The following is a 20,764-nucleotide window of genomic DNA, read 5'->3' as shown; positions in this document are numbered from 1 at the left end:
ATCATTTTGTAAAGAAATGCTTTTTCTGAAAGACGAACGAGTATAGAGGTAGTTTTTTTTGCTGATATGCAGTATAATACGGGGTTGAGGAGTACTTTATGTGCTCCTTCATTTTTTGCAGATGAGGAGACAGCATGTTTTCAAATTACAAACCAACATGGATGGTAGAAGCCATCTATCAGATTACACCTGCCCAATTAAAGAATCTAGGCATCAAAGCAGTATTGACCGATTTAGACAATACGTTGATTGCATGGAATAATCCAGATGGAACAGAAGAGTTGCTTACTTGGATTTTAGAAATGAAAAATGCAGGAATCCCTGTTGTTGTTGTTTCAAACAATAATTCAAAACGTGTCGCGCGAGCGATTGAAAAATTTGATCTTTTGTATGTTGCACGAGCAATGAAACCTTTAGCAAGAGGGATCAACATAGCAAAGAAACAATTGGATTTAGCAGATGATGAGATAGTAATGGTAGGCGATCAGATTATGACTGATATACGTGGAGCCAATCGTGCAGGGATACGTAGCATCCTTGTAAAACCCATTATCGCAACAGATAGTTGGAAGACACAATTTAATCGTTTTTGGGAAAAAAGAATTATGGCCTATCTATTAGCAAAACACCCTGATATGGGCTGGCGAGGTGGAATCGAATGACAGAAGAATTACAATGTATCGGCTGTGGTGCCGTTATACAAACAAACAAACCCGGTGAATTAGGATACACGCCGCAAACGGCTTTGGAAAAAGGTTTAGCTTCCGGGGAAGTCTATTGTCAGCGTTGTTTCAGATTACGCCATTATAATGAGATCCAAGATGTCTCATTGACGGATGACGACTTTTTGCGCTTACTGAATGAATTAGGGCAAAAAGATGCATTGATCGTCAATGTGGTGGATATTTTTGACTTCAATGGTTCACTAATCCCAGGACTACACCGTTTTGTCGGTGACAATCCAGTACTTTTAGTTGGGAACAAAGTGGATATATTACCTAAATCATTGAAAAAAACTAAATTAACACAATGGATGAAGGAACGTGCTTACGAAGCAGGAATTCGTCCAGTAGATGTATTATTAACTAGTGCTAAGAAATCTCATGAGATGACGGAACTATTAGAAAAAATCGAAGAATACCGCGATGGACGGGATGTCTATATCGTCGGAGTAACAAATGTCGGAAAATCGACGCTTATCAATCAAATCATCAAAAATACAGCGGGAGTACAAGATGTAATCACAACTTCGCAGTTTCCAGGAACGACCTTGGATAAAATCGAGATTCCTTTAGATGACGGGCATTTTTTGATTGATACACCGGGAATTATCCATCGCCATCAAATGGCGCACTACTTAGGTAAAAAAGATTTGCGGATCATTGCACCGTTAAAAGAAATCAAACCTAAAGTTTATCAGCTGAATGAAGGGCAAACACTTTTCTTGGGCGGACTTGCAAGATTTGATTTTATCAGCGGCAATCGTGCTTCATTTATTGCTTATGTGTCAAATGATGTAAATATTCATCGAACGAAACTGGAAAAAGCAGACGAATTTTATCAAAAACATGTAGGTGGATTATTACAGCCTCCTCGTCCTGATGAAGTCGAGGCATTTCCGGAGCTTGTTCGTTTTGAGTTTTCTGTGAAAGAAAAAACAGACATCGTTTTTGCCGGTCTAGGCTGGATCACTGTAACAGCGCCAGTAGTAATTGCGGGCTGGGCGCCAAAGGGTGTAGATGTATTGAAACGCAAAGCATTGATTTAAGGAAGAAGGAAAATTATGAGTTTAAGAGGAAAACAAAAGCGTTTTTTACGTAGCAAAGCGCATCATCTTCAGCCGATTTTTCAAATCGGAAAAGGTGGGATCAATTCAGCAATGATCGTTCAAATTGAAGAAGCTTTAGAAAAAAGAGAACTGATCAAAGTATCGTTACTTCAAAATACAGATGAGATTGCAGAAGAAGCAGCTCAAGTATTAGAAAAAGAAATAGATTGCGAAATCGTCCAAATCATTGGACGTGTTATTGTATTATACAAACCTTCCACAAAAGAAAAGTATCAAAGGCTATCAAAAGAAGTAAAAGCAATATAAGGAGTGACCATGATGAATACGCAAGCTAAGACATTTGTTCGTTCACAATTATTTCCTGAAGAAATGCCTCAATTCTTAGAGAAGAAAAAGCAAGTAGGGATCTTGGGCGGAACATTCAATCCCGTTCACCTTGCACATTTAGTGATGGCTGAACAAGCTGGCCGGAATTTAGGTCTTGACCGCGTATTTTTGATGCCTTCTTATCAGCCACCTCATGTTGATGAGAAACAGACGATTGATGCAAAACATCGACTCAACATGTTGGAATTAGCTGTGGAAGACAATCCTTTTTTGCAGATTGAAACGATTGAATTAGCTCGTGGTGGGAAAAGTTACACCTATGATACTATGAAGGAATTGACGCAAAACAATCCGGATACAGATTATTACTTTATTATCGGTGGGGATATGGTAGAATATTTGCCAAAATGGTATAAAATCGATGAGCTGACTTCTATGGTCAACTTTGTGGGTATACGTCGACCAGGATACACAACGGATACTCCATATCCTGTAATTTGGGTAGATGTACCTGAGATCGACATCAGTTCCACGAAAATACGTCAAAAGATCAAAGAAGGCTGTTCTATCCGCTACCTTGTTCCAGATAAAGTAATTGATTATATTCAAAATGAAGGGTTGTATGAATATGGACTATAGTAATGAATATACTGCTTATTCTAGAGAAAACCTGATGCAAAAAATACAGATGAGAATGAGCGAACAACGCTTCAAGCATGTGCTTGGAGTAGAAGAAACAGCCGTGGCTCTTGCCAAAAAATACGGTGCTTCTCCTGAAAAAGCTAGTATTGCTGCATTGACACATGATTATGCAAAAGAACGACCAGATGAGGAGTTCAAAATGGTAATCGTAAGAGACGGTTTTGATCCAGAGTTATTGAATTATAATAATGCAATCTGGCATGGTCTTGTTGGCGCTTCGTTTGTAGAGCGGGAATTAGGAATCACCGATGCAGAGATTCTTCATGCAATCCGGGTGCATACGACTGGGGCTGCTAAGATGAGTCTCCTTGACAAAATCATTTATGTAGCAGACTATATTGAACCAGGTCGAGATTTTCCTGGGGTACAAGATGCACGAGCCATTGCATGGGCTGATCTAGACGAAGCTGTAGCATTTGAAACAAAACATACATTGGCCCATTTGCTTGCGCAAGAACAACAGATTTATCCAAAAACAATCGAAACATATAATTACTGGGTAGCAAAAAAATAAGCTGCTCATATTAGGAGGAAATCATCATAGATAGTAAAGAACAATTAAAAATTGCGGTTGAAGCAGCAGATTCAAAACGGGCAGAAGACATTATCGCTTTAGACGTTCGAAATGTTTCCTTGTTGGCAGATTATTTCATGATCTGTTCAGCAAATAGCGAACGTCAAATCAACGCAATTACAGAAGAAATCATTGATAAAGAAGAAGAAAACAAATATGAAGTAAAACGTATTGAAGGAAAAGAAGGCGGAAAATGGGTATTGATCGATCTTGGAGATGTGATCGTACATGTTTTCCATGCACCAGAACGAAGTTTCTATAATCTGGAAAAACTATGGTCAGATGCTCCGCTAGTCGATCTTAGTGAATGGTTGGATTAACATATGGCTTATGAAACATTTGCTTTCATTTACGATGAAGTGATGGACGAAACACTTTATCAGCAATGGCTAGCTTTTTCGAAACGTCATTTACAAGAAGACACAAAAAATATTTTGGAACTGGCATGCGGTACTGGAGCATTAGCGGTTGCCTTTGCAAAAGATGGATATAAAGTGACAGGGTTAGACCTTTCAGAAGAGATGTTGATGATTGCCAGCCAGCGAGCATATGAAGAAGACGCATCGATCCAATTTGTGGAAGGCAATATGCTCGATTTATCAGAAATCGGACAATATCAGGCAATTACCTGTTTTTCTGATTCGCTGTGCTATATGAAAAATAGACAAGAGGTACAGCAAGTGTTTGATGAAGTCTATCAAGCGTTAGAAGAAAATGGCCGATTTTTATTTGACGTACACTCCACCTATCAAGTAGATGAAGTTTTTCCAGAATATAGCTATCATTATCAAGGGGATAATTTTGCTTTTTTGTGGGATAGTTATCCAGGAAGCGAGAAACACAGCATCGAACATTTTCTTACCTTTTTCGTTGAAGAACAAGAAGGGTCTGGTCGATTTATTCGTGAAGATGAACTACATCAAGAGCGTACCTATCCATTGGAAAGTTATTTAAGAATGCTGGAAAACAGCGGCTTTTCGAAAGTCGAAGCATTTTCTGATTTTACAGACGAAGCAGCATCAGAGAAATCAAAGCGCTGGTTCTTTGTAGCATACAAAGACTAGCGGTTTTGCCTGCTCGAGTTAACAAGAAAAGAATAAATCTTCAACATAAATTATATATCCGAACGATATAGGCATTGCTCTTGCAGTGCAGCTTTTCGTCGCAGAAGTATTGTGTTTGCGAGAATAGTTTATATAGTTCGGGTATTTTTTCCGATTTTTGCCTTTTTTTACTTGTCTCTATTTCTTTTTTATCGATAACTATGAAGGAGGATGCGCATGAAAAGCTGCGGGATTATCGTAGAGTACAATCCTTTTCACAATGGACATCGCTATCATGTGGAAATGGCACGAAAAACAACAGGAGCAGAGGTCGTCATTGCTGTAATGAGCGGGAATTTTTTGCAACGAGGCGAACCGGCTATCATCGATAAATGGCATCGCGCGAATGAAGCTTTACAAAATGGTGTGGATTTAGTAGTGGAGCTTCCCGTCGAATGGGCGGTTCAGTCAGCTGACTATTTTGCTAAAGGTGCAGTAAAAATCTTGCAAACACTGGACTGTGACAGTTTGTGTTTTGGAACAGAAGAAGAGACTTCGTTTGATTACAGCAGTTTCGGACGCTTTGTCCAAGAGAATCAAGATAGGATAGAAGAGGCATTTCAAGAACTGTCTGATCAAACGTATAGTTATCCGCAAAAAATGACTGAGGTTTTTCGCAGTCTGTATCCCGATATTACGCTTGATTTTTCTTCGCCAAATCATATCTTGGGATTAAGTTATGCAAAGGAAAATGCCAAGTATGTCCACACTATGGAATTACATCCGATCCGACGTAAAAGTGCAGGCTATCATGAAAAAATCATCACAGATCAGAGGATAGCCAGTGCAACAGCCATTCGCCATGCGTTAGAAGAAGGAAAAAGAATAGCTGGACTTGTGCCGCCTCAGACAGAAGAAGATCTTTCAACTTGTTCGCTGCAGACTTGGGAATCTTATTGGCCGTATTTGCGTTATCGGTTGTTATCTTCTACTTTGCTGGAACTGACAGATATCTATCAGATGACCGAAGGAATAGAATCGCGCATGAAAACAGCAGCTGCAACTGCTGATAGTTTTGAGGATTTTGTGTCAAAGGTAAAAACAAAAAGATATACATGGACACGGATCCAACGATTATCTTGTTATGTCTTGCTGAATATCAAAAAGCAAGACATTCCTGTCCAACAAAATAAAAATTATCTTCGACTACTTGGATTTACCGATGCTGGAAGAAGATTCTTAAAAGAAAAAAAAGAGATTTCTATTTATTCCCGAATCGGAAAAAAAGAGGCACAAGAAGCGGAACTATTAGTTAGAAGTGATCAAATCTATCAATTGGGAGGCAATATTCCGGAACAGAATTTCGGGCAAATCCCAATCCGAGTATAGATAATTGACTAAAAATGAGAAGAATGAAGGAAGAAAGAAAAAAAGCTTCACAGAATCGTGATTCACAAGTATAATGGAACAGGACGTTTTTGCGTTATGAAACTATCAAATCAGAAAGCGAAGTGAAAATATGGGACGTAAATGGGCAAATATCGTAGCAAAGAAAACTGCTAAAGATGCTAATAATAGCCGGATTTATGCAAAATTTGGGATTGAAATCTACGCGGCAGCAAAATCAGGTGATCCTGATCCGCATGCAAACCAAAAACTACGTTTCGTCATTGATCGCGCTAAAACTTATAATGTACCAAAACATATTATTGACCGAGCAATCGAAAAAGCAAAAGGTGCAGGAGATGAAACATACTCTGAATTGCGCTATGAAGGATTTGGACCAAGCGGCTCAATGGTGATTGTTGATACATTGACGAACAATGTGAATCGAACAGCAGCAGACGTACGGGCAGCATTTGGGAAAAATGGCGGGAACATGGGTGTTTCCGGAGCGGTTTCTTACATGTTTGACAATACAGCAATCTTTGCTTTTGCAGGAGAAGACGCTGACGAGATCCTTGAATACCTAATGGAAAAAGACATCGATGTTCGCGATGTAATGGAAGAAGAAGGACAAATCATCGTTTACGGTGAAGTAGCGGATTTCCATAGTATACAAGAAGCATTAAAAGAAAAAGGAATCACTGATTTTTCAATCGCTGAGATCCAAATGATCCCTCAAAACGAGGTAACACTATCTCCAGAAGATCAAGAAACATTTGAAAAAATGATTGATGCACTGGAAGATCTAGAAGATGTACAGCATGTGTTCCATAATGTGGCATTAGAAGACTAAGCAACCAGTTTTAACGAAAAGTATTCAGTCTTTTTCGAAAAGCAAGACAATCTCACTAACAGATTGTCTTGCTTTTTTGTGTGATTTATTTTCTTTTCTAATTCAACCTGTGGTATGATGAGAGCATAAGTATCATGTGAAATGATATGAAGTATGTGGAAGATGGACGGGGAAGAATATGGAAGCAAAAATCACTTTAGAACCTTTTGAACGTATCTTAAGCGGTTACCGCAAAGTAGAAGAGTTAGCTGTGAACGTAACTGATTGTTCAAAATTAGCGCAAAAATACGCAAGATTCGGCGTTGAAGGCTATCGATTAGGAAACTATGTCGGTACAGGGTATCTGAACCGTTATTTAGAGTGTATGGTGGACCGCGCACCAATGCTGATTTATAGACAAAAATATTTGATTCCGCTGCTTTTTCGTCGTTCTGATTCAGCCTTTCGGTTATTTGAAGAAGAGTATCGGATGGAGGCTTTCTTTCTACTATTAGAGTGGAGCTTGAAGCATCGTCCTGAAAAAATTCTTATCGAAAGAAATGAGAAGATAGACACGAAAAAAAATAAAGTGATCGATAGTGCATACCTAGCATTTCGTGTATCAGAGATTTTGGATTGTGGCGGCTATCCAATCAGCAATTTCCAATCAATTGACCAGTTCATTGAATGGAATCGAATTTACCGATTGATCGACAATGGCGGGATTGGCCGTCATAGCAAGGTATTTGACCCAGAATATCCAGAAAACATGGAAGAACTGAAAATGATTATTTCGCTTGTCAAATTAAAATATCCTGAAACAGATTTGGATTTATATATAGAATAAATGACCTTAAATGATTGAATTACTTTTTCTGCAATTATTATTGTAAATAAAAAGACAACTGCTAACATTAATGATAGCAGTTGTCTTTTTACTTACAGTACTTTTTTCTCATAAGATGAAATATCCATATTGTTTAACAAAGGACTTTCATTATTGGAGGTAAAAAGGGTCAATTCATGCATCGCACGTGTACACATGGTGTAAAGGATCAATTTGTCTTGCTGAGAAGAAAAATGTTCTGCATCTACATCCCACAAGAAAACTCGGTCAAACTCCAGACCTTTTGCTAAAAAGGCTGGAAGTAAAATAATGGAACGCTTCATAAAGTCACTCTCATTTAAAATCAGCTGGACTTGTTGTTTCAACTCGTCTGGCAGTTGAGCATAAAGAGCTTCGCATTCTTCTTGGGTTTTAGCTATGATTGCTGTACGCCAATACCGGGCTTTTCCCTGAGTCATTCGAATGGTATCTGCTAACCAATTCAATTTGATATCATCTGTTGTTCCTTGGATGAGCAAAGGAAGGTCTCCTTTTCTTGCTGTTGTTTCTACTTGATGTTCTTTCACAATAAAATGATTAGCAAAATCAGTGATTTCTTTTGTGGAGCGATAGCTTGTCGTTAATTGGAAACGAGTGACTTCACGGTCCACGAAAAGGTCTTCCAATGATCCAACGATCGTTTCATTTCCAAAGACATTTTGATTTAGATCTCCACAGAAAGTCAAATTTGCTTTTGGGAACAAGGCTTGCAGCAATGCCACTTGTGATGGTGCGAAATCCTGCATTTCATCAATAAAGATATAGCGAGCTTTGTGTGTAACCGTCACTGGATATGTTCGGCGCATCAGTAAAAAGAATAGTACAGCATCCTCTTGACTCACTTCTCTTTGACGCAAGTGTGTACGAACAGTTGTCAAATGTTCCTGCCATCTGGTCTCGCTGATTTTATGTCGTGTTAGAAGAGAAAGTGGCACAGTTTGTAGAAAGTGGAGATATTGTTTCGTTATATTGACAAATTGATAATTCATGATCCCTCGATGGATTCGACGGAATCTTTTACGTACGATTTGGTTGGCCAGTTTTTTACGTAATGAACGCTCCTTTTGTTCTGTATATTCAAGATTAGGATCTGTTGCGTATAGTTCTTGGAGCTGTTCTTCCGCCAGATCTTTGACCCATTGCTGACGTGTTTCGTCTTTTTGCAGACCGCCTAATTTTTTCAGGAGCTTCGTTTGTAATAGAGAGAGTCTATGATGTAAAGGTAATTGTTCATTTGTTTCTTTATACCATTGGCGAATCGATTCCTTTGATAGGATCGTACGGCCATTTATTTTCATATCACGGAACAAGGGACCGTAGTTTGTGATGCCTTGGATATAGCGATCAATCTGATCGACTAAGGTCAATCCGCTTTTCATCACTTGTATCGGATCTTTTTCCCCTAGCAAAAACCCACTTTCTTGTTGCTGTTCATCTAGTAAAGAAAACTCTGGCAGCAGCTGCACCAAATAATTTTTGAATGTCTGTGTAGGCACGCCACTTTCACCTAATGAAGGCAATACAGTCGAGATGTAATCAGAAAACAAATGGTTGGGTGAAAATAGAAGAACGTTTTCAGCCTCGAGCCACTTGCGATTATGATACAACAGAAAAGCAATACGTTGAAGCAAAGCGGATGTCTTTCCACTTCCGGCGATTCCTTCAATCAGCATTACTTTACTTGTTGTGTCCCGAATGATTGCATTTTGTGCTTTTTGTATCGTAGAGACGATGTTTTTCATATGGTTGCTTGATGATTCATCCAATATCTCTAGCAAAAAGTCATCATTGATTACTTCCGACGTATCTACCATAGATAAAATACGTCCTTCTTGGATTTTAAATTGTCGTTTCAACTGCAGATCGACATCTATTCTATCTGTTTCAGTTTCATAAAATGCGGGACCAATCTCACCTTCATAATAAAGATTGGCAATTGGTGCGCGCCAGTCAATAACGATTGTTTCTTCTGCCATATCTCTTAAAGAAGCGATACCTAGATATAATGTTTCTGTTTCACGGTCTTCTTTAAAGTCGATACGGGCAAAATAAGGACTATCTTTCATGACAGACAACGTTTGCAGGCGTTTTTGCTGTGCTTCAAGAGTATGGTATTTCAAAAGCAATTCCTGCTCATGTTGGCGATATTCAACAGCAGATTCATAAAAAGCTTCATTGGAACCAGCTCGAATCTTGTGATTAGCTGTGTCTTTTGTCGAATGATTCATTTCCTGAGTCAATTCTTGTTGTTTTGTATCCAGCATATTTTGTTCGATCTGGATTAGTTCGATCGTTTCATCCACGTGCGTTTGTTCTAGTTGTTTCTCATTCATCGCATGTTTGCTCCTTCCGCCGTAAATAACGAATTAAAAGTATAGCATAGTTTTTCGAAAAAAGGTACTTTTTAACTGATGAATCGAAAAAGTAATCCTTGCTGAATATTTTTGTTTGTAGAACTGATGAATTTTGGAAACGCTGATAGTGATAGTTGTTTTCAATTAAGGCCTATTGTTTTAAAAAGTGCTAGTCAAGGACTATGCTTAAGATGAAAGAGGCAGCTGGAAATTTATTACTAACCTCTCTAAGTCACATAAAAGAGGAGAAAAAACAATGACACATTTCAAAAAATTTTTACTTACTTTGCTTATTGGTGGGATAGCTTTATTAAGTGAATTTGTTTTTCACCAGCCGGCCCTTGCATTTGCGATTGTCGCATTTACTGGAGGGATTCTCGCCTTCTTGATGTTTTTGGAAATGATCAAGACGTTACGTTCAGGAAGATATGGCGTAGATGTATTAGCGATTACCGCAATCCTTGCAACATTAGCCGTCAAAGAATACTGGGCTAGTTTGATGATATTGATCATGCTTACGGGCGGAGATAGTCTAGAGGATTACGCGAATAAACGAGCGGGTAAAGAACTGCAGTCTTTGTTAGATAACACCCCAAGAATTGCCCATCGATTCAAAGAAGGAAAATTGCAGGATATAGTAATCGATGAAATAAATATTGATGACCAGTTACTAGTCAAGCCTGGCGAACTTGTACCCGCAGATGGTCGAGTGACCAAAGGAGAATCTTCGGTCGATGAATCTTCTTTGACAGGTGAGTCCCGCTCGGAAACCAAGAAACCTGGAGATCAGATTATGTCAGGGTCTTTAAATGGAGACGGATCGATCCAAATGATCGCTGAAAAACGTGCCGCAGACAGCCAGTATCAAATGATTATTAAACTAGTCGAAGAATCAAAAGAAAAGCCTGCCCGATTTGTCCGTTTAGCTGATCGTTATGCAGTCCCTTTCACGTTGATTGCTTATTTGATCGGTGGTATTTCTTGGTGGTTCTCAAAAGACCCTTTACGATTTGCTGAGGTACTGGTAGTGGCATCACCTTGTCCACTGATTCTAGCTGCGCCCATTGCTTTAGTTGCAGGAATGAGCCGTTCAAGTAAAAACGGGATCGTTGTAAAAACTGGAACAACGATTGAAAAGCTCGCACGTACAAAAACGATTGCTTTTGATAAAACAGGAACGCTTACCAAAGGGATATTGGAAGTAGAGGCGATTCAGCCAGTCAATGGAATAAAAAAAGAAGAGCTACTTCTGTATGCAGCTAGTGCAGAACAGGAATCTAGCCATATCTTAGCTCGTTCGTTAGTGAACAACGTGAAAAACAGCCAACTGTATCCTGTTAGTCAACTGAAAGAAATGACCGGTCAAGGAATCCAAGCAGTAGTCAATAATCATGAAGTAAAGATTGGACGTGCCTCTTTTGTTTCAGCTGAAGAAATAGAAACGTCCAATACAGCAATTTATGTAACAATTGATCGATCTTTTGCAGGAACGATCCTATTTTCGGATCAGATTCGCCCAGAAGCAGCAAAGACAATCAAGGAGCTAAGAAAACTTGATGTGAAAAATTTGATGATGATCACCGGGGATGGATCTGCCATTGCTCAAACGATTGCAGAAAAAGTCCAATTAGATTCTGTACATGCCCGTAGCTTGCCTCAAGATAAACTGACCATTTTAGAAAGTATCCCTAAAGATCAAAGACCTGTTGCGATGGTAGGAGACGGCGTGAATGACGCACCAGCACTTGCTGCTGCAGATATCGGCATTGCAATGGGAGCTCATGGTTCTACAGCTGCTAGTGAAAGTGCAGATGCGGTCATCTTGAAAGATGATCTCTTGCGTGTAGCAAAAGCAGTAGTGATTTCAAGAGATACGATGAGAATAGCGAAACAGTCTGTACTGATTGGCATCTTTATTTGTATTTTTTTGATGTTAATTGCAAGTACGGGACTAATTCCCGCATTATTCGGAGCTGTTTTGCAAGAAGTCGTGGATACGGTCTCTATTTTGAGTGCCTTGAGAGCAAAAAAAGATCCAGCCATTTTTCCTGATTCAGTACCCAAGACAAACATAGTATGATAGAATCGAGTTGAAAAAAGAACGATCAGAAAGAGGAGAGAGCATTATGCCATTCGTACATGTCGAATTAGTAGAAGGTCGCAGTCCGGAACAATTAGAAAATATGATGAAAGATATCACGGAAGCTGTTCATAAAAACACGCAGGCACCAAAAGAACACATCCATGTCATCATCAATGAGATGAAAAAAGGAACATACGGTGTAAATGGGGAATGGAAAAAATAAGTTTAGTTTCCCACTTGATTTTTCTATTTATTAGTGGTTAAATAAACACATAATTGATTGATGAGAAAGCCAACTGAATTTGAGAGTCTTCGATAAGAGAGGAAAAGCTAGGCTGAAACTTTTCCAGGAGAAAACCAAAGGATGACCACTTTCGAAACCCTTGTTGAAGCAAGGGCGGTCGGACCGTTACAACGCTTGAGGAACGCATTTGCGTTTGAACATTAGGTGGAACCACGAACTTTTCGTCCTAGTATCTCTTTTCAAGAGATGCTAGGATTTTTTTGTTTTTCAGCTTGATGATCTGATCAATCAAAACATTTCAAGGAGGAAACTATTATGATAAAAATTACTTTTCCAGATGGTGCAGTCAAAGAATTTGAGTCTGGAACAACAACATTGGCAATTGCTGAAAGCATTTCAAAAAGCTTAGCAAAAAAAGCTTTAGCTGGTAAAGTGAACGGAAAACTCGTTGATTTGACTCGTCCAATCGAGGAAGATGCAAGTATTGAGATCATCACACCAGACCATGAAGATGCACTTGGCTTAGTCCGTCATTCAGCAGCTCATTTGATGGCCCAAGCCATGCGTCGCCTCTATCCAAATATCCACTTTGGCGTTGGACCAGCTATCGATTCAGGGTTTTACTACGATACAGATAATGGACAAAACCAAGTAACTGCAGAAGATTTGCCGGCAATCGAAGCAGAAATGATGAAAATCGTCAAAGAAAATCTGCCAATCGAACGCCGTGTTCTTTCAAAACAGGAAGCATTAGAAATTTTTGCAAGTGATCCGTACAAAGTAGAACTGATTAGTGAATTGCCAGAAGAAGAAGTGATTACTGCTTATCAACAAGGCGAATTCATCGATTTGTGTCGTGGACCACATGTTCCATCCACTGGCCGTATACAAGTATTTAAATTATTATCAGTGGCAGGTGCTTATTGGCGTGGAAACTCAAACAATCAAATGATGCAACGTGTATACGGGACAGCCTTTTTTGACAAGAAAGCTTTGAAAGAATATATCCGTCTCCGTGAAGAAGCAAAAGAAAGAGACCATCGTAAACTAGGAAAAGAACTTGACTTGTTCATGGTTTCCCCAGAAGTAGGTTCTGGTTTGCCATTCTGGCTTCCAAAAGGGGCAACAATCCGACGCACGATCGAACGTTATATCGTAGACAAAGAAGTTAGTCTAGGTTACCAACATGTATATACACCAATAATGGGAGATGTTGAGTTGTACAAAACATCTGGACACTGGGATCATTATCAAGAAGACATGTTCCCGCCAATGGATATGGGAGATGGCGAAATGCTTGTTCTTCGTCCAATGAACTGCCCTCATCACATGATGGTCTACAAAAACACGATCCATTCTTATCGTGAATTACCAATTCGTATCGCTGAATTAGGAATGATGCATCGCTATGAAAAATCAGGTGCTTTGTCAGGTTTACAACGTGTACGAGAAATGACGTTGAATGATGGTCATACATTTGTTCGTCCTGATCAAATCAAAGATGAATTTAAACGTACGCTTGAATTGATGGTGGCAGTATATGCTGACTTCAATATTACAGATTATCGTTTCCGCTTGAGCTATCGCGATCCAAACAATACAGATAAATATTTTGATGATGACGCAATGTGGGAAAAAGCCCAAGCAATGCTGAAAGCCGCTATGGATGAATTAGAACTAGATTACTTTGAAGCAGAAGGCGAGGCAGCCTTTTACGGACCAAAACTAGATGTTCAAGTCAAAACAGCTCTTGGTACAGAAGAAACATTATCAACTATACAATTAGACTTCTTATTGCCAGAGCGCTTTGATTTGACATATGTTGGAGAAGACGGGGAAAATACGCATCGTCCAGTAGTTATCCACCGCGGAATCGTTTCTACAATGGAACGTTTTGTTGCTTATTTAACAGAAGTATACAAAGGCGCTTTTCCAACATGGTTGGCACCTATACAAGCAACAATCATCCCTGTTTCTGTTGATGCACATGGCGATTATGCTTATGAAATCAAAGAACGTTTGCAAATGAAGGGGTTGCGTGTAGAAGTTGATGATCGTAATGAAAAAATGGGCTATAAGATACGTGCCTCTCAAACACAAAAGATCCCTTACCAATTGGTTGTTGGAGACAAGGAATTGGAAGATGCAACAGTGAACGTACGTCGTTATGGAAGTAAAGAAACAGCTGTAGAAGATTTGAATATCTTTATTGATGCTATGGAAGCAGAAGTCAAAAATTACAGCAGAGAAAACTAATAGGTAAATTTCCTGTAAAAAAGTAGTAGATAGAAAACAATCCGAACAATAGATAACAGGTATTCCTCAAAGACACAGATGCTCAATAGAATCTGTGGGATTGATAGGATAAGATATTCTGTTGGGCGGATTGTTTTTTTTGTTTTTTTATCCAGTATACGACCGTGAATAAGGGTCTGATATGGTATACTTACATAGACTATCATTAAAAGGGTGGAGGAACTTATGAGCGTAATTAGTCGTATTGAAAGTATGATGGAAGATTATTCTTCAGCAGAAAAAAAGTTGGCCAACTACATTATCGGTAATATTGAGAAGGTCCCTACAATGACAGCTAATGAATTAGCAGAAGCTTCCGGGTTGAGTGCGCCGACAGTTGTACGTTTTTCCAAAAAAATCGGTTTTCAAAGTCTGACGGACTTCAAAATCACGATTTCAACAGAACTACAGACTGGAATCGATGAAGGTTTTAGTGATATAGAAGCAAATGAGTCCTTTTACTCTATCAAAAACAAACTTGGTAACAATGCACAAGTAGCGATAAAAGAAACAGTAGATATTCTAGAAGAAGAAACGATCCAAAAAGTCGTAGAGTGTTTGGAATCGGCAGAGACTGTTTTTTTATATGGGGTTGGCGCCTCTTCTTTAGTAGTAGAAGATATTCTGCAAAAATGGTCTCGTGTCGGTAAGCCAATCATTTTTGAAAAAGATATCCACGTCTTGCTCCCGCAACTTGTCAGCAATGAGAAAAAGAAAGTGCTTTGGCTTGTTTCAAACTCAGGTAGAAGTGCAGATGTAGTCGCATTAGCCGAGCTGGCGAAAAGCATGAATATCGAAATCATTGCGTTGACGCAATTTGGAAATAACCCGCTTAGCAAGATAGCCGATGTACTCGTACAAACATCTAGACCAAAAGAAATCACGAATCGAAGTGCGGCAACTAATTCACTTTTGGCCCAATTTGCTACGATCGATATCATTTTTTATTTCTATATGGCTAAAAACGAAAAGCTTAGCGAAAAAGTGAAAAAAACACGAGAAGCAATCCAAGAATATTTTATGGATTCGAAATAAAAACCTTACTATTTTTTATATAAGTTTTTTAGAATAACAAAACGTAGTTTTCCACAAATAAATGATCCATCAAAGTGTTTCACGACTTAAGAAAACATAATTTTCAAAAATAAGTTTATTTTTTAATGAAAAAAATAGTTGGATATGTAACTTTAAGTGATTGCTGTGAAACAAAAAGTTGATTTTATCTTGAAATTAGGTAAAGAATTTCTTGCTCCGCCCATTTTTTCTTTTTTATTAAGAAGTTTTTGGGTACAATGAAGCATGAATGTAAATAGGCGGAAGGATAGGAAATGATGAAAGATTTTATGAAAAAAATATTAAATACTTCTTGGTTAGAAAAAATAAGAAAAGGTGCACAAGAACCTAAGAACAAAACGTTTCGCCGGTCCCATGTTCCTTTTCGCTTAAATTTTCTTTTTTTCATTATATTTACGTTATTTGTTGCGTTGATTGCTAGATTGGGTTATTTGCAGATCGTGAACGGCGAAGAGATGGAGGCGCGAGTGAAGTCTACTTCTACGATTACGGTCCAAGAAAGTACTCCTCGCGGAATGATCTACGACTCCACAGGAAAAGCTTTAGTTACGAATAAAGCGAATCAGGCCATCACATATACGAGAGGAACACAAGTTACGGCTAAAGATTTGCTTGAAATCGCAACGAAGCTGAACTCGCTGATCGATGTTCCGGTAGATGAAAATCTGACAGATAGAGATAAAAAAGATTTTTGGCTGGCTGATCCCAAACATTTGAAAGAAGCCACAAAAAGACTTTCGGCAAAAGAAAAGCAATTAGGGAACAGCGAACAATATAGTGCGATGGTCAATAAAGTCACAGCTGATGAGATTAATTTAAACGAGGAGCAATTAAAAATTGCTACCATCTTTAAACGGATGAATAGTGCATATGAATTAAACACTGTCTATATCAAAAACTCTGGTGTTACTGATCAAGAGTTAGCTGTTGTGGCAGAACGCGCTTCTGAACTTCCAGGAGTTTCGACTGGCACAGACTGGACACGAGAATATAATGCAGCAAGTTCACTGAAAAGTATTCTTGGCAGTGTGACGACTGAAAAGCAAGGACTTCCAGCAGATGAAGCAGAGAAATACCTAGCAAAAGGTTATTCTCGGAATGACCGTGTAGGACAAAGTTATTTGGAAAAACAATATGAAGATGTCCTGCAAGGAACCAAAACCCAATATGAAGTTTCCCTTGATAATGAAGGAAATGTTTCGAATCAAAAAGAAATCTTCTCTGGGGAAAAAGGTTCTAATTTAATGTTATCTATGAATGCAGAATTCCAATCAAAAGTAGAAGAAATTTTGAAAAGGAATTATCAAACATTGATCAACAACGGCAAAGCACAGTATTCGCCTGGTGCTTATGCAGTGGCTATGAATCCTCAGACAGGAGAAGTGCTAGCAATGACTGGTTTCAGTCATGAACAAGGTTCCAAAGAAATCACCGAGAATGCTTTAGGCACGATTACTAGCGCCTTTGCTCCAGGGTCTGTAGTCAAGGCTGGTACTTTGACAGCAGGCTGGGCAAGTAACGCGATCAGCGGAAATCAAGTTTTGATTGATGAGCCGATTCGTCTGCAAGGTGCTTCAGAAAAAAGCTCTGTCTTTAATCGAAGCGGACAAGTTGCTCTTGATGCAGTCAAAGCATTGGAATTGTCTTCTAATACGTATATGATCAAAGTGGCGTTAAAGATGTTAGGACTAGACTATACACCTGGAATGGGACTACCTAGTTTAGATGAAGAAGCTAAAGCTTACCAGCAATTGAGAGACTCTTTCAAAGAGTTTGGTCTTGGTACAACGACTGGGATCGATTTGCCGAATGAATCTCCTGGGATCTCACGTTCTGTTGATTATATGAAGAAGTTCAATGCGGATAATGGCAAAGAATGGTATACTCCAGGTAACTTTACCGATTTGGCATTTGGACAGTTTGACACATATACACCAATCCAATTAGCTCAATATGCTTCAACAGTCGCTAATGGCGGGAAACGAGTACAGCCGCACCTAGTCAAAGCGATCTATGGCAATGACGAAAATGGAAACTTGGGTGAAGTGAAGAAAGAAATTGGCACAACAGTAGAAAATACGGTCAATATTTCTGCAGAAAATATGGCGATCCTCCGTGAAGGATTCCACCAAGTTGTCCATGGTACCGATCCTTACACAACAGCCAAACCATTAGCCAGTGCGAAAATGGACCTTTCCGCAAAAACAGGGACTGCAGAAACGGTTGCGGAAGGTCATCCAGATATTACGACAGTCAATAGTAATATCGTGGCATACGGACCAACAGACAATCCGGAAATTGCCATCAGTGTTGTCTTGCCGAACTTATTAGACGAACAAGACCACATGAACTTGACGATTGCTAAAGAAATAATGGACGCGTATTATGATATGTTCATGGCAAAATAAAAAAGAGGTCGTGAAAAAGCCGCTTAGTTTCGAGTATGAAGAAAAATTTTGTGAAAATAGCTTCTCACATTTTTGCTTAAATTTGACTTCATACCGAGAAACTGGCTTTTGAACACCGTTTACTCGGCAAAAAAGGTTGTGACAAAAATTGTCACAACCTCTTTTTTGTGGAATCTAATTCTCTATTATAGTTTAAGTAGTTTTTCCAGATAAACAGCTAAACCGTCTTCTTGATTGCTCAAAGGAGTGACATCATTTGCAATGCCTTTGAGTTGATCAGTACCGTTAGCCATAGCTACTCCCCAACCTGCATAATCCAACAATTCCAAATCATTATGCTCGTCACCAAAGGCAATGACGTCTTTTTGATCGATAGACAGGTAGTTAGCAATCTCTTGCACGCCTTTTGCTTTTTGGATTCCTTTTGAAACAATCTCTAAGATGGCAGTAGGTCCACCCCATGTCCGAACATCGACATAACTGCCAAATTGACGTGTTAATTCAGCAGATACAGCTCCTGCAAAACGTTTGTCTGTTCGGACAAGCAAAGATGTAGGATTTGTCGTCAAATTTTTAGGAGAAAGCAAATTCTTCTCTCCTGGACGAGAAGAAGCAAAAATTTTTTCATCAAAGAAATCAAAACTGTCAATAAAAAAAGTATCACGATTTTCAGCAGCGATAAAATCTAAATTTAGCTGCTTTTTTTGCGATAAGATTTCAAAAGCGATTTCACGATTGATCAACGTTTCTCTTTCACCATCCCAGTGCTGATTAGGGATGTGTACTAATGCGCCGTTAAAATTAACCATCGGTGTTGTTAATTCTAATTGTTGGTAAAACTGATGGCTCATTCGGAATGGGCGTCCTGTAGCAATACTGACATGATGACCGGCATTGATTGCTTTTTTCAGAGTCTCTTTTGTTTTAGATGTAATCATCGAATCTTGATTGAGGGTAGTTCCGTCCAGATCGATGGCAATTAATTTTTTATTCAATAAGGGTCCTTCCTTCCTCAACTAGCATTTGTTTTAGTCTAGCATATTTTAGGTAATTAACAAGAGCAATCAGCTATTCCTAACAAAAACTACAGTTATGGCTATATAAATAGCTAAACATAAGCTAAACACGAACGTTAAGTATTATTTTCGCTTTTTTTGTTAAAAAAACGTTGAAAAGCGAATGAAACGTCTATATAATTTGAAATTGTTCGATGGATTTGCCCTATTTTACTTATTTTTTATTATTATAGTTTTCCATCAGAAAAAAATTCAGGGAGTGGAACTTTTTATGGAAAAGTTTTTCGGTTTAAAGAAAAACAATACAAATGTATCAACTGAAATAATGGCGGGAGTAACGACATTCTTTGCCATGAGTTATATCTTATTCGTAAATCCGACGATTTTGTCAGCATCAGGTATGCCCTTCCAAGCAGTATTTCTAGCGACAATCATTGCATCGATTATTGGTACGCTGGTAATGGGATTGTTCGCAAATGTACCATATGCTCAGGCACCTGGTATGGGATTGAACGCATTTTTCACTTTTACGGTCGTTTTTGGGCTTGGTTATTCTTGGCAACAAGCCTTGGCAATGGTGTTTATTTGCGGATTAATCAATATTTTTATTACTGTCACAAATATTCGAAAAATGATTATTCGGGCGATTCCCGAAAGTCTTCAACATGCGATTGGTGGCGGGATCGGTATTTTCGTTGCGTATGTCGGAATCAAAAATGCAGGATTCTTATCTTTTTCAGCAGACCAGTCAGCTATTTCGAGCTCTGTCGTTGAAGGCGGAAAAGCGACAAATGTTACGATAAATGGTGGAATCGTCCCTGCGTTAGCCAACTTTGACAACGCTCCTATCTTATTGGCTGTGATTGGTTTGGTACTGACAGCCATTTTAGTTGTAAAAAATGTCCGTGGGGCTATTCTTATCGGTATCGTAGCGACCACAGTCCTTGGTATTTTTATGGGTGTTGTTGATTTAAGTTCCATTGATTGGCAAACGAATTCGTTAGGTAATTCATTTAAAGAATTAGGAACAACTTTCGGTGCAGCATTTGGTTCTGAAGGCATGCAATCTTTATTCAGTGATTCTTCCAAGATTCCTCAAGTATTGATGACGATCATCGCATTCAGTTTATCTGATACTTTCGATACGATCGGAACATTTATCGGTACAGGACGCCGCACAGGTATTTTCTCAAAAGAAGACGAGATCGCGTTGGAAGATGGTCGTGGGTTCAAAACAAAAATGGATAAAGCACTATTTGCCGATGCGATCGCTACTTCTGTGGGGGCTATCTTTGGTACATCGAATACAACAACTTATGTCGAATCTGCAGCTGGGATCGGGGCCGGTGGACGTACTGGTTTGACTTCAGTAGTAGTGGCAGTGCTATTCGCATTAAGTAGTTTATTCTCTCCACTGATCGCCATTGTACCAAATCAAGCAACTGCGCCAGCATTGATTTTAGTTGGAGTAATGATGATGGCTTCTTTTGCAGACATCAAATGGCTAGATATGGAAGAAGCTTTACCGGCCTTCTTTGCATCGATCTTTATGGGATTGTGCTATAGCATTTCCTATGGGATTGCAGCAGGATTTATTTTCTATACAATTGTGAAAGTAATCAAAGGAAAATACAATCAAGTTTCTGTTGCTTTGTGGATCGTTGATATTTTATTCATTATCAACTTCATCATTCTAGCAACAATTTAACTAAAGAGAAGGGATTGGAACAGTATTTGTTCTGATCTCTTTT

The 20,764-nt window shown here is 38.8% G+C and carries 18 protein-coding genes; 16 read left to right on the top strand and 2 right to left on the bottom strand.

Annotated elements, in window-relative coordinates; genetic code table 11:
• Positions 1-134 precede the first annotated feature (134 nt).
• The 10 genes from IGL31_RS08805 (at position 135) to IGL31_RS08760 (ending at position 7,500) form a co-directional block, all read left to right on the top strand.
• The gene (locus IGL31_RS08805; RefSeq protein WP_002287626.1) at positions 135-662 is read left to right on the top strand and encodes a YqeG family HAD IIIA-type phosphatase; all 528 of its coding nucleotides are present in this window, start codon (positions 135-137) and stop codon (positions 660-662) included.
• On the top strand, positions 659-1,768 hold the full coding sequence (yqeH, locus tag IGL31_RS08800; protein WP_002287628.1) for a ribosome biogenesis GTPase YqeH: 1,110 nt from the start codon (positions 659-661) through the stop codon (positions 1,766-1,768). The genes IGL31_RS08805 and yqeH overlap by 4 nt, the downstream gene beginning before the upstream one ends.
• Before the next feature lie 15 nt (positions 1,769-1,783).
• Entirely contained in the window at positions 1,784-2,095 is a 312-nt protein-coding gene (yhbY, locus tag IGL31_RS08795) for a ribosome assembly RNA-binding protein YhbY (protein WP_002287630.1), read from the top strand.
• Positions 2,096-2,104: 9 nt separating this feature from the next.
• The gene (locus IGL31_RS08790) at positions 2,105-2,755 is read left to right on the top strand and encodes a nicotinate-nucleotide adenylyltransferase (protein WP_002287632.1); all 651 of its coding nucleotides are present in this window, start codon (positions 2,105-2,107) and stop codon (positions 2,753-2,755) included.
• Positions 2,739-3,332 (top strand): bis(5'-nucleosyl)-tetraphosphatase (symmetrical) YqeK, encoded by a 594-nt coding sequence (yqeK, locus tag IGL31_RS08785; protein WP_002287635.1) that lies wholly within the window; start codon positions 2,739-2,741, stop codon positions 3,330-3,332. The genes IGL31_RS08790 and yqeK overlap by 17 nt, the downstream gene beginning before the upstream one ends.
• A 20-nt stretch (positions 3,333-3,352) precedes the next feature.
• Positions 3,353-3,712: a ribosome silencing factor gene (gene rsfS / locus IGL31_RS08780; RefSeq protein ID WP_077940756.1), complete on the top strand. Its 360-nt coding sequence runs from the start codon at positions 3,353-3,355 to the stop codon at positions 3,710-3,712.
• Positions 3,713-3,715: 3 nt separating this feature from the next.
• A complete protein-coding gene (locus tag IGL31_RS08775; RefSeq protein WP_002287639.1) occupies positions 3,716-4,456 on the top strand; it encodes a class I SAM-dependent DNA methyltransferase in 741 nt (246 codons plus the stop codon).
• A 216-nt stretch (positions 4,457-4,672) separates the two neighbouring features.
• Positions 4,673-5,824 carry a nucleotidyltransferase gene (locus IGL31_RS08770; protein WP_086300171.1) on the top strand — a complete coding sequence of 384 codons (1,152 nt, stop codon included), beginning with the start codon at positions 4,673-4,675 and terminating at the stop codon, positions 5,822-5,824.
• Positions 5,825-5,954: 130 nt separating this feature from the next.
• A complete protein-coding gene (locus tag IGL31_RS08765) occupies positions 5,955-6,674 on the top strand; it encodes a YebC/PmpR family DNA-binding transcriptional regulator (RefSeq protein WP_002287641.1) in 720 nt (239 codons plus the stop codon).
• A gap of 178 nt (positions 6,675-6,852) precedes the next feature.
• Entirely contained in the window at positions 6,853-7,500 is a 648-nt protein-coding gene (locus IGL31_RS08760) for a hypothetical protein (RefSeq protein ID WP_002319388.1), read from the top strand.
• Positions 7,501-7,592: 92 nt separating this feature from the next.
• On the opposite strand, the gene helD is transcribed toward IGL31_RS08760, so the two are convergent.
• Positions 7,593-9,872: an RNA polymerase recycling motor HelD gene (gene helD, locus IGL31_RS08755; protein WP_086300170.1), complete on the bottom strand. Its 2,280-nt coding sequence runs from the start codon at positions 9,870-9,872 to the stop codon at positions 7,593-7,595.
• A gap of 277 nt (positions 9,873-10,149) precedes the next feature.
• On the opposite strand from helD, the gene IGL31_RS08750 reads away from it, so the two are divergent.
• From IGL31_RS08750 to IGL31_RS08730, 5 genes are all read left to right on the top strand, one after another.
• Complete coding sequence (locus IGL31_RS08750; protein WP_086300169.1) at positions 10,150-11,973, top strand: heavy metal translocating P-type ATPase; 1,824 nt, start codon at positions 10,150-10,152, stop codon at positions 11,971-11,973.
• 46 nt (positions 11,974-12,019) lie between these two features.
• Complete coding sequence (locus IGL31_RS08745) at positions 12,020-12,199, top strand: 2-hydroxymuconate tautomerase (protein WP_002287649.1); 180 nt, start codon at positions 12,020-12,022, stop codon at positions 12,197-12,199.
• Positions 12,200-12,535: 336 nt separating this feature from the next.
• Positions 12,536-14,476 carry a threonine--tRNA ligase gene (gene thrS, locus IGL31_RS08740; protein ID WP_002287651.1) on the top strand — a complete coding sequence of 647 codons (1,941 nt, stop codon included), beginning with the start codon at positions 12,536-12,538 and terminating at the stop codon, positions 14,474-14,476.
• A 225-nt stretch (positions 14,477-14,701) separates the two neighbouring features.
• Entirely contained in the window at positions 14,702-15,550 is an 849-nt protein-coding gene (locus IGL31_RS08735) for a MurR/RpiR family transcriptional regulator (RefSeq protein ID WP_002287653.1), read from the top strand.
• 293 nt (positions 15,551-15,843) lie between these two features.
• Complete coding sequence (locus tag IGL31_RS08730; RefSeq protein WP_002287654.1) at positions 15,844-17,997, top strand: peptidoglycan D,D-transpeptidase FtsI family protein; 2,154 nt, start codon at positions 15,844-15,846, stop codon at positions 17,995-17,997.
• A gap of 185 nt (positions 17,998-18,182) precedes the next feature.
• Here IGL31_RS08730 and IGL31_RS08725 read toward each other — a convergent pair whose 3' ends face one another.
• Positions 18,183-18,992: a Cof-type HAD-IIB family hydrolase gene (locus IGL31_RS08725; RefSeq protein ID WP_002296740.1), complete on the bottom strand. Its 810-nt coding sequence runs from the start codon at positions 18,990-18,992 to the stop codon at positions 18,183-18,185.
• A gap of 292 nt (positions 18,993-19,284) precedes the next feature.
• On the opposite strand from IGL31_RS08725, the gene IGL31_RS08720 reads away from it, so the two are divergent.
• Positions 19,285-20,721 (top strand): NCS2 family permease, encoded by a 1,437-nt coding sequence (locus IGL31_RS08720; protein ID WP_002295362.1) that lies wholly within the window; start codon positions 19,285-19,287, stop codon positions 20,719-20,721.
• Positions 20,722-20,764: the final 43 nt, after the last annotated feature.

This window comes from Enterococcus sp. MSG3290 (assembly GCF_050555565.1).
Classification (GTDB): Bacteria; Bacillota; Bacilli; order Lactobacillales; family Enterococcaceae; genus Enterococcus_B; species Enterococcus_B faecium.
The sequence above is the reverse complement of the archived record's forward strand: the minus strand, read 5'-3'. Positions and strand labels throughout refer to the sequence as shown.

Excerpts from the sequence above, each read along its gene's own strand:
- yhbY (WP_002287630.1), top strand. The coding sequence starts at position 1,784 with ATGAGTTTAAGAGGAAAACAAAAGCGTTTTTTACGTAGCAAAGCGCAT.
- yqeK (WP_002287635.1), top strand. The coding sequence starts at position 2,739 with ATGAATATGGACTATAGTAATGAATATACTGCTTATTCTAGAGAAAAC.
- IGL31_RS08770 (WP_086300171.1), top strand. The coding sequence starts at position 4,673 with ATGAAAAGCTGCGGGATTATCGTAGAGTACAATCCTTTTCACAATGGA.
- IGL31_RS08805 (WP_002287626.1), top strand. The coding sequence starts at position 135 with ATGTTTTCAAATTACAAACCAACATGGATGGTAGAAGCCATCTATCAG.
- IGL31_RS08735 (WP_002287653.1), top strand. The coding sequence starts at position 14,702 with ATGAGCGTAATTAGTCGTATTGAAAGTATGATGGAAGATTATTCTTCA.
- IGL31_RS08775 (WP_002287639.1), top strand. The coding sequence starts at position 3,716 with ATGGCTTATGAAACATTTGCTTTCATTTACGATGAAGTGATGGACGAA.
- helD (WP_086300170.1), bottom strand. The coding sequence starts at position 9,872 with ATGAATGAGAAACAACTAGAACAAACGCACGTGGATGAAACGATCGAA.
- IGL31_RS08730 (WP_002287654.1), top strand. The coding sequence starts at position 15,844 with ATGATGAAAGATTTTATGAAAAAAATATTAAATACTTCTTGGTTAGAA.
- IGL31_RS08745 (WP_002287649.1), top strand. The coding sequence starts at position 12,020 with ATGCCATTCGTACATGTCGAATTAGTAGAAGGTCGCAGTCCGGAACAA.
- IGL31_RS08720 (WP_002295362.1), top strand. The coding sequence starts at position 19,285 with ATGGAAAAGTTTTTCGGTTTAAAGAAAAACAATACAAATGTATCAACT.
- IGL31_RS08750 (WP_086300169.1), top strand. The coding sequence starts at position 10,150 with ATGACACATTTCAAAAAATTTTTACTTACTTTGCTTATTGGTGGGATA.
- thrS (WP_002287651.1), top strand. The coding sequence starts at position 12,536 with ATGATAAAAATTACTTTTCCAGATGGTGCAGTCAAAGAATTTGAGTCT.
- IGL31_RS08765 (WP_002287641.1), top strand. The coding sequence starts at position 5,955 with ATGGGACGTAAATGGGCAAATATCGTAGCAAAGAAAACTGCTAAAGAT.
- yqeH (WP_002287628.1), top strand. The coding sequence starts at position 659 with ATGACAGAAGAATTACAATGTATCGGCTGTGGTGCCGTTATACAAACA.
- IGL31_RS08760 (WP_002319388.1), top strand. The coding sequence starts at position 6,853 with ATGGAAGCAAAAATCACTTTAGAACCTTTTGAACGTATCTTAAGCGGT.
- IGL31_RS08790 (WP_002287632.1), top strand. The coding sequence starts at position 2,105 with ATGATGAATACGCAAGCTAAGACATTTGTTCGTTCACAATTATTTCCT.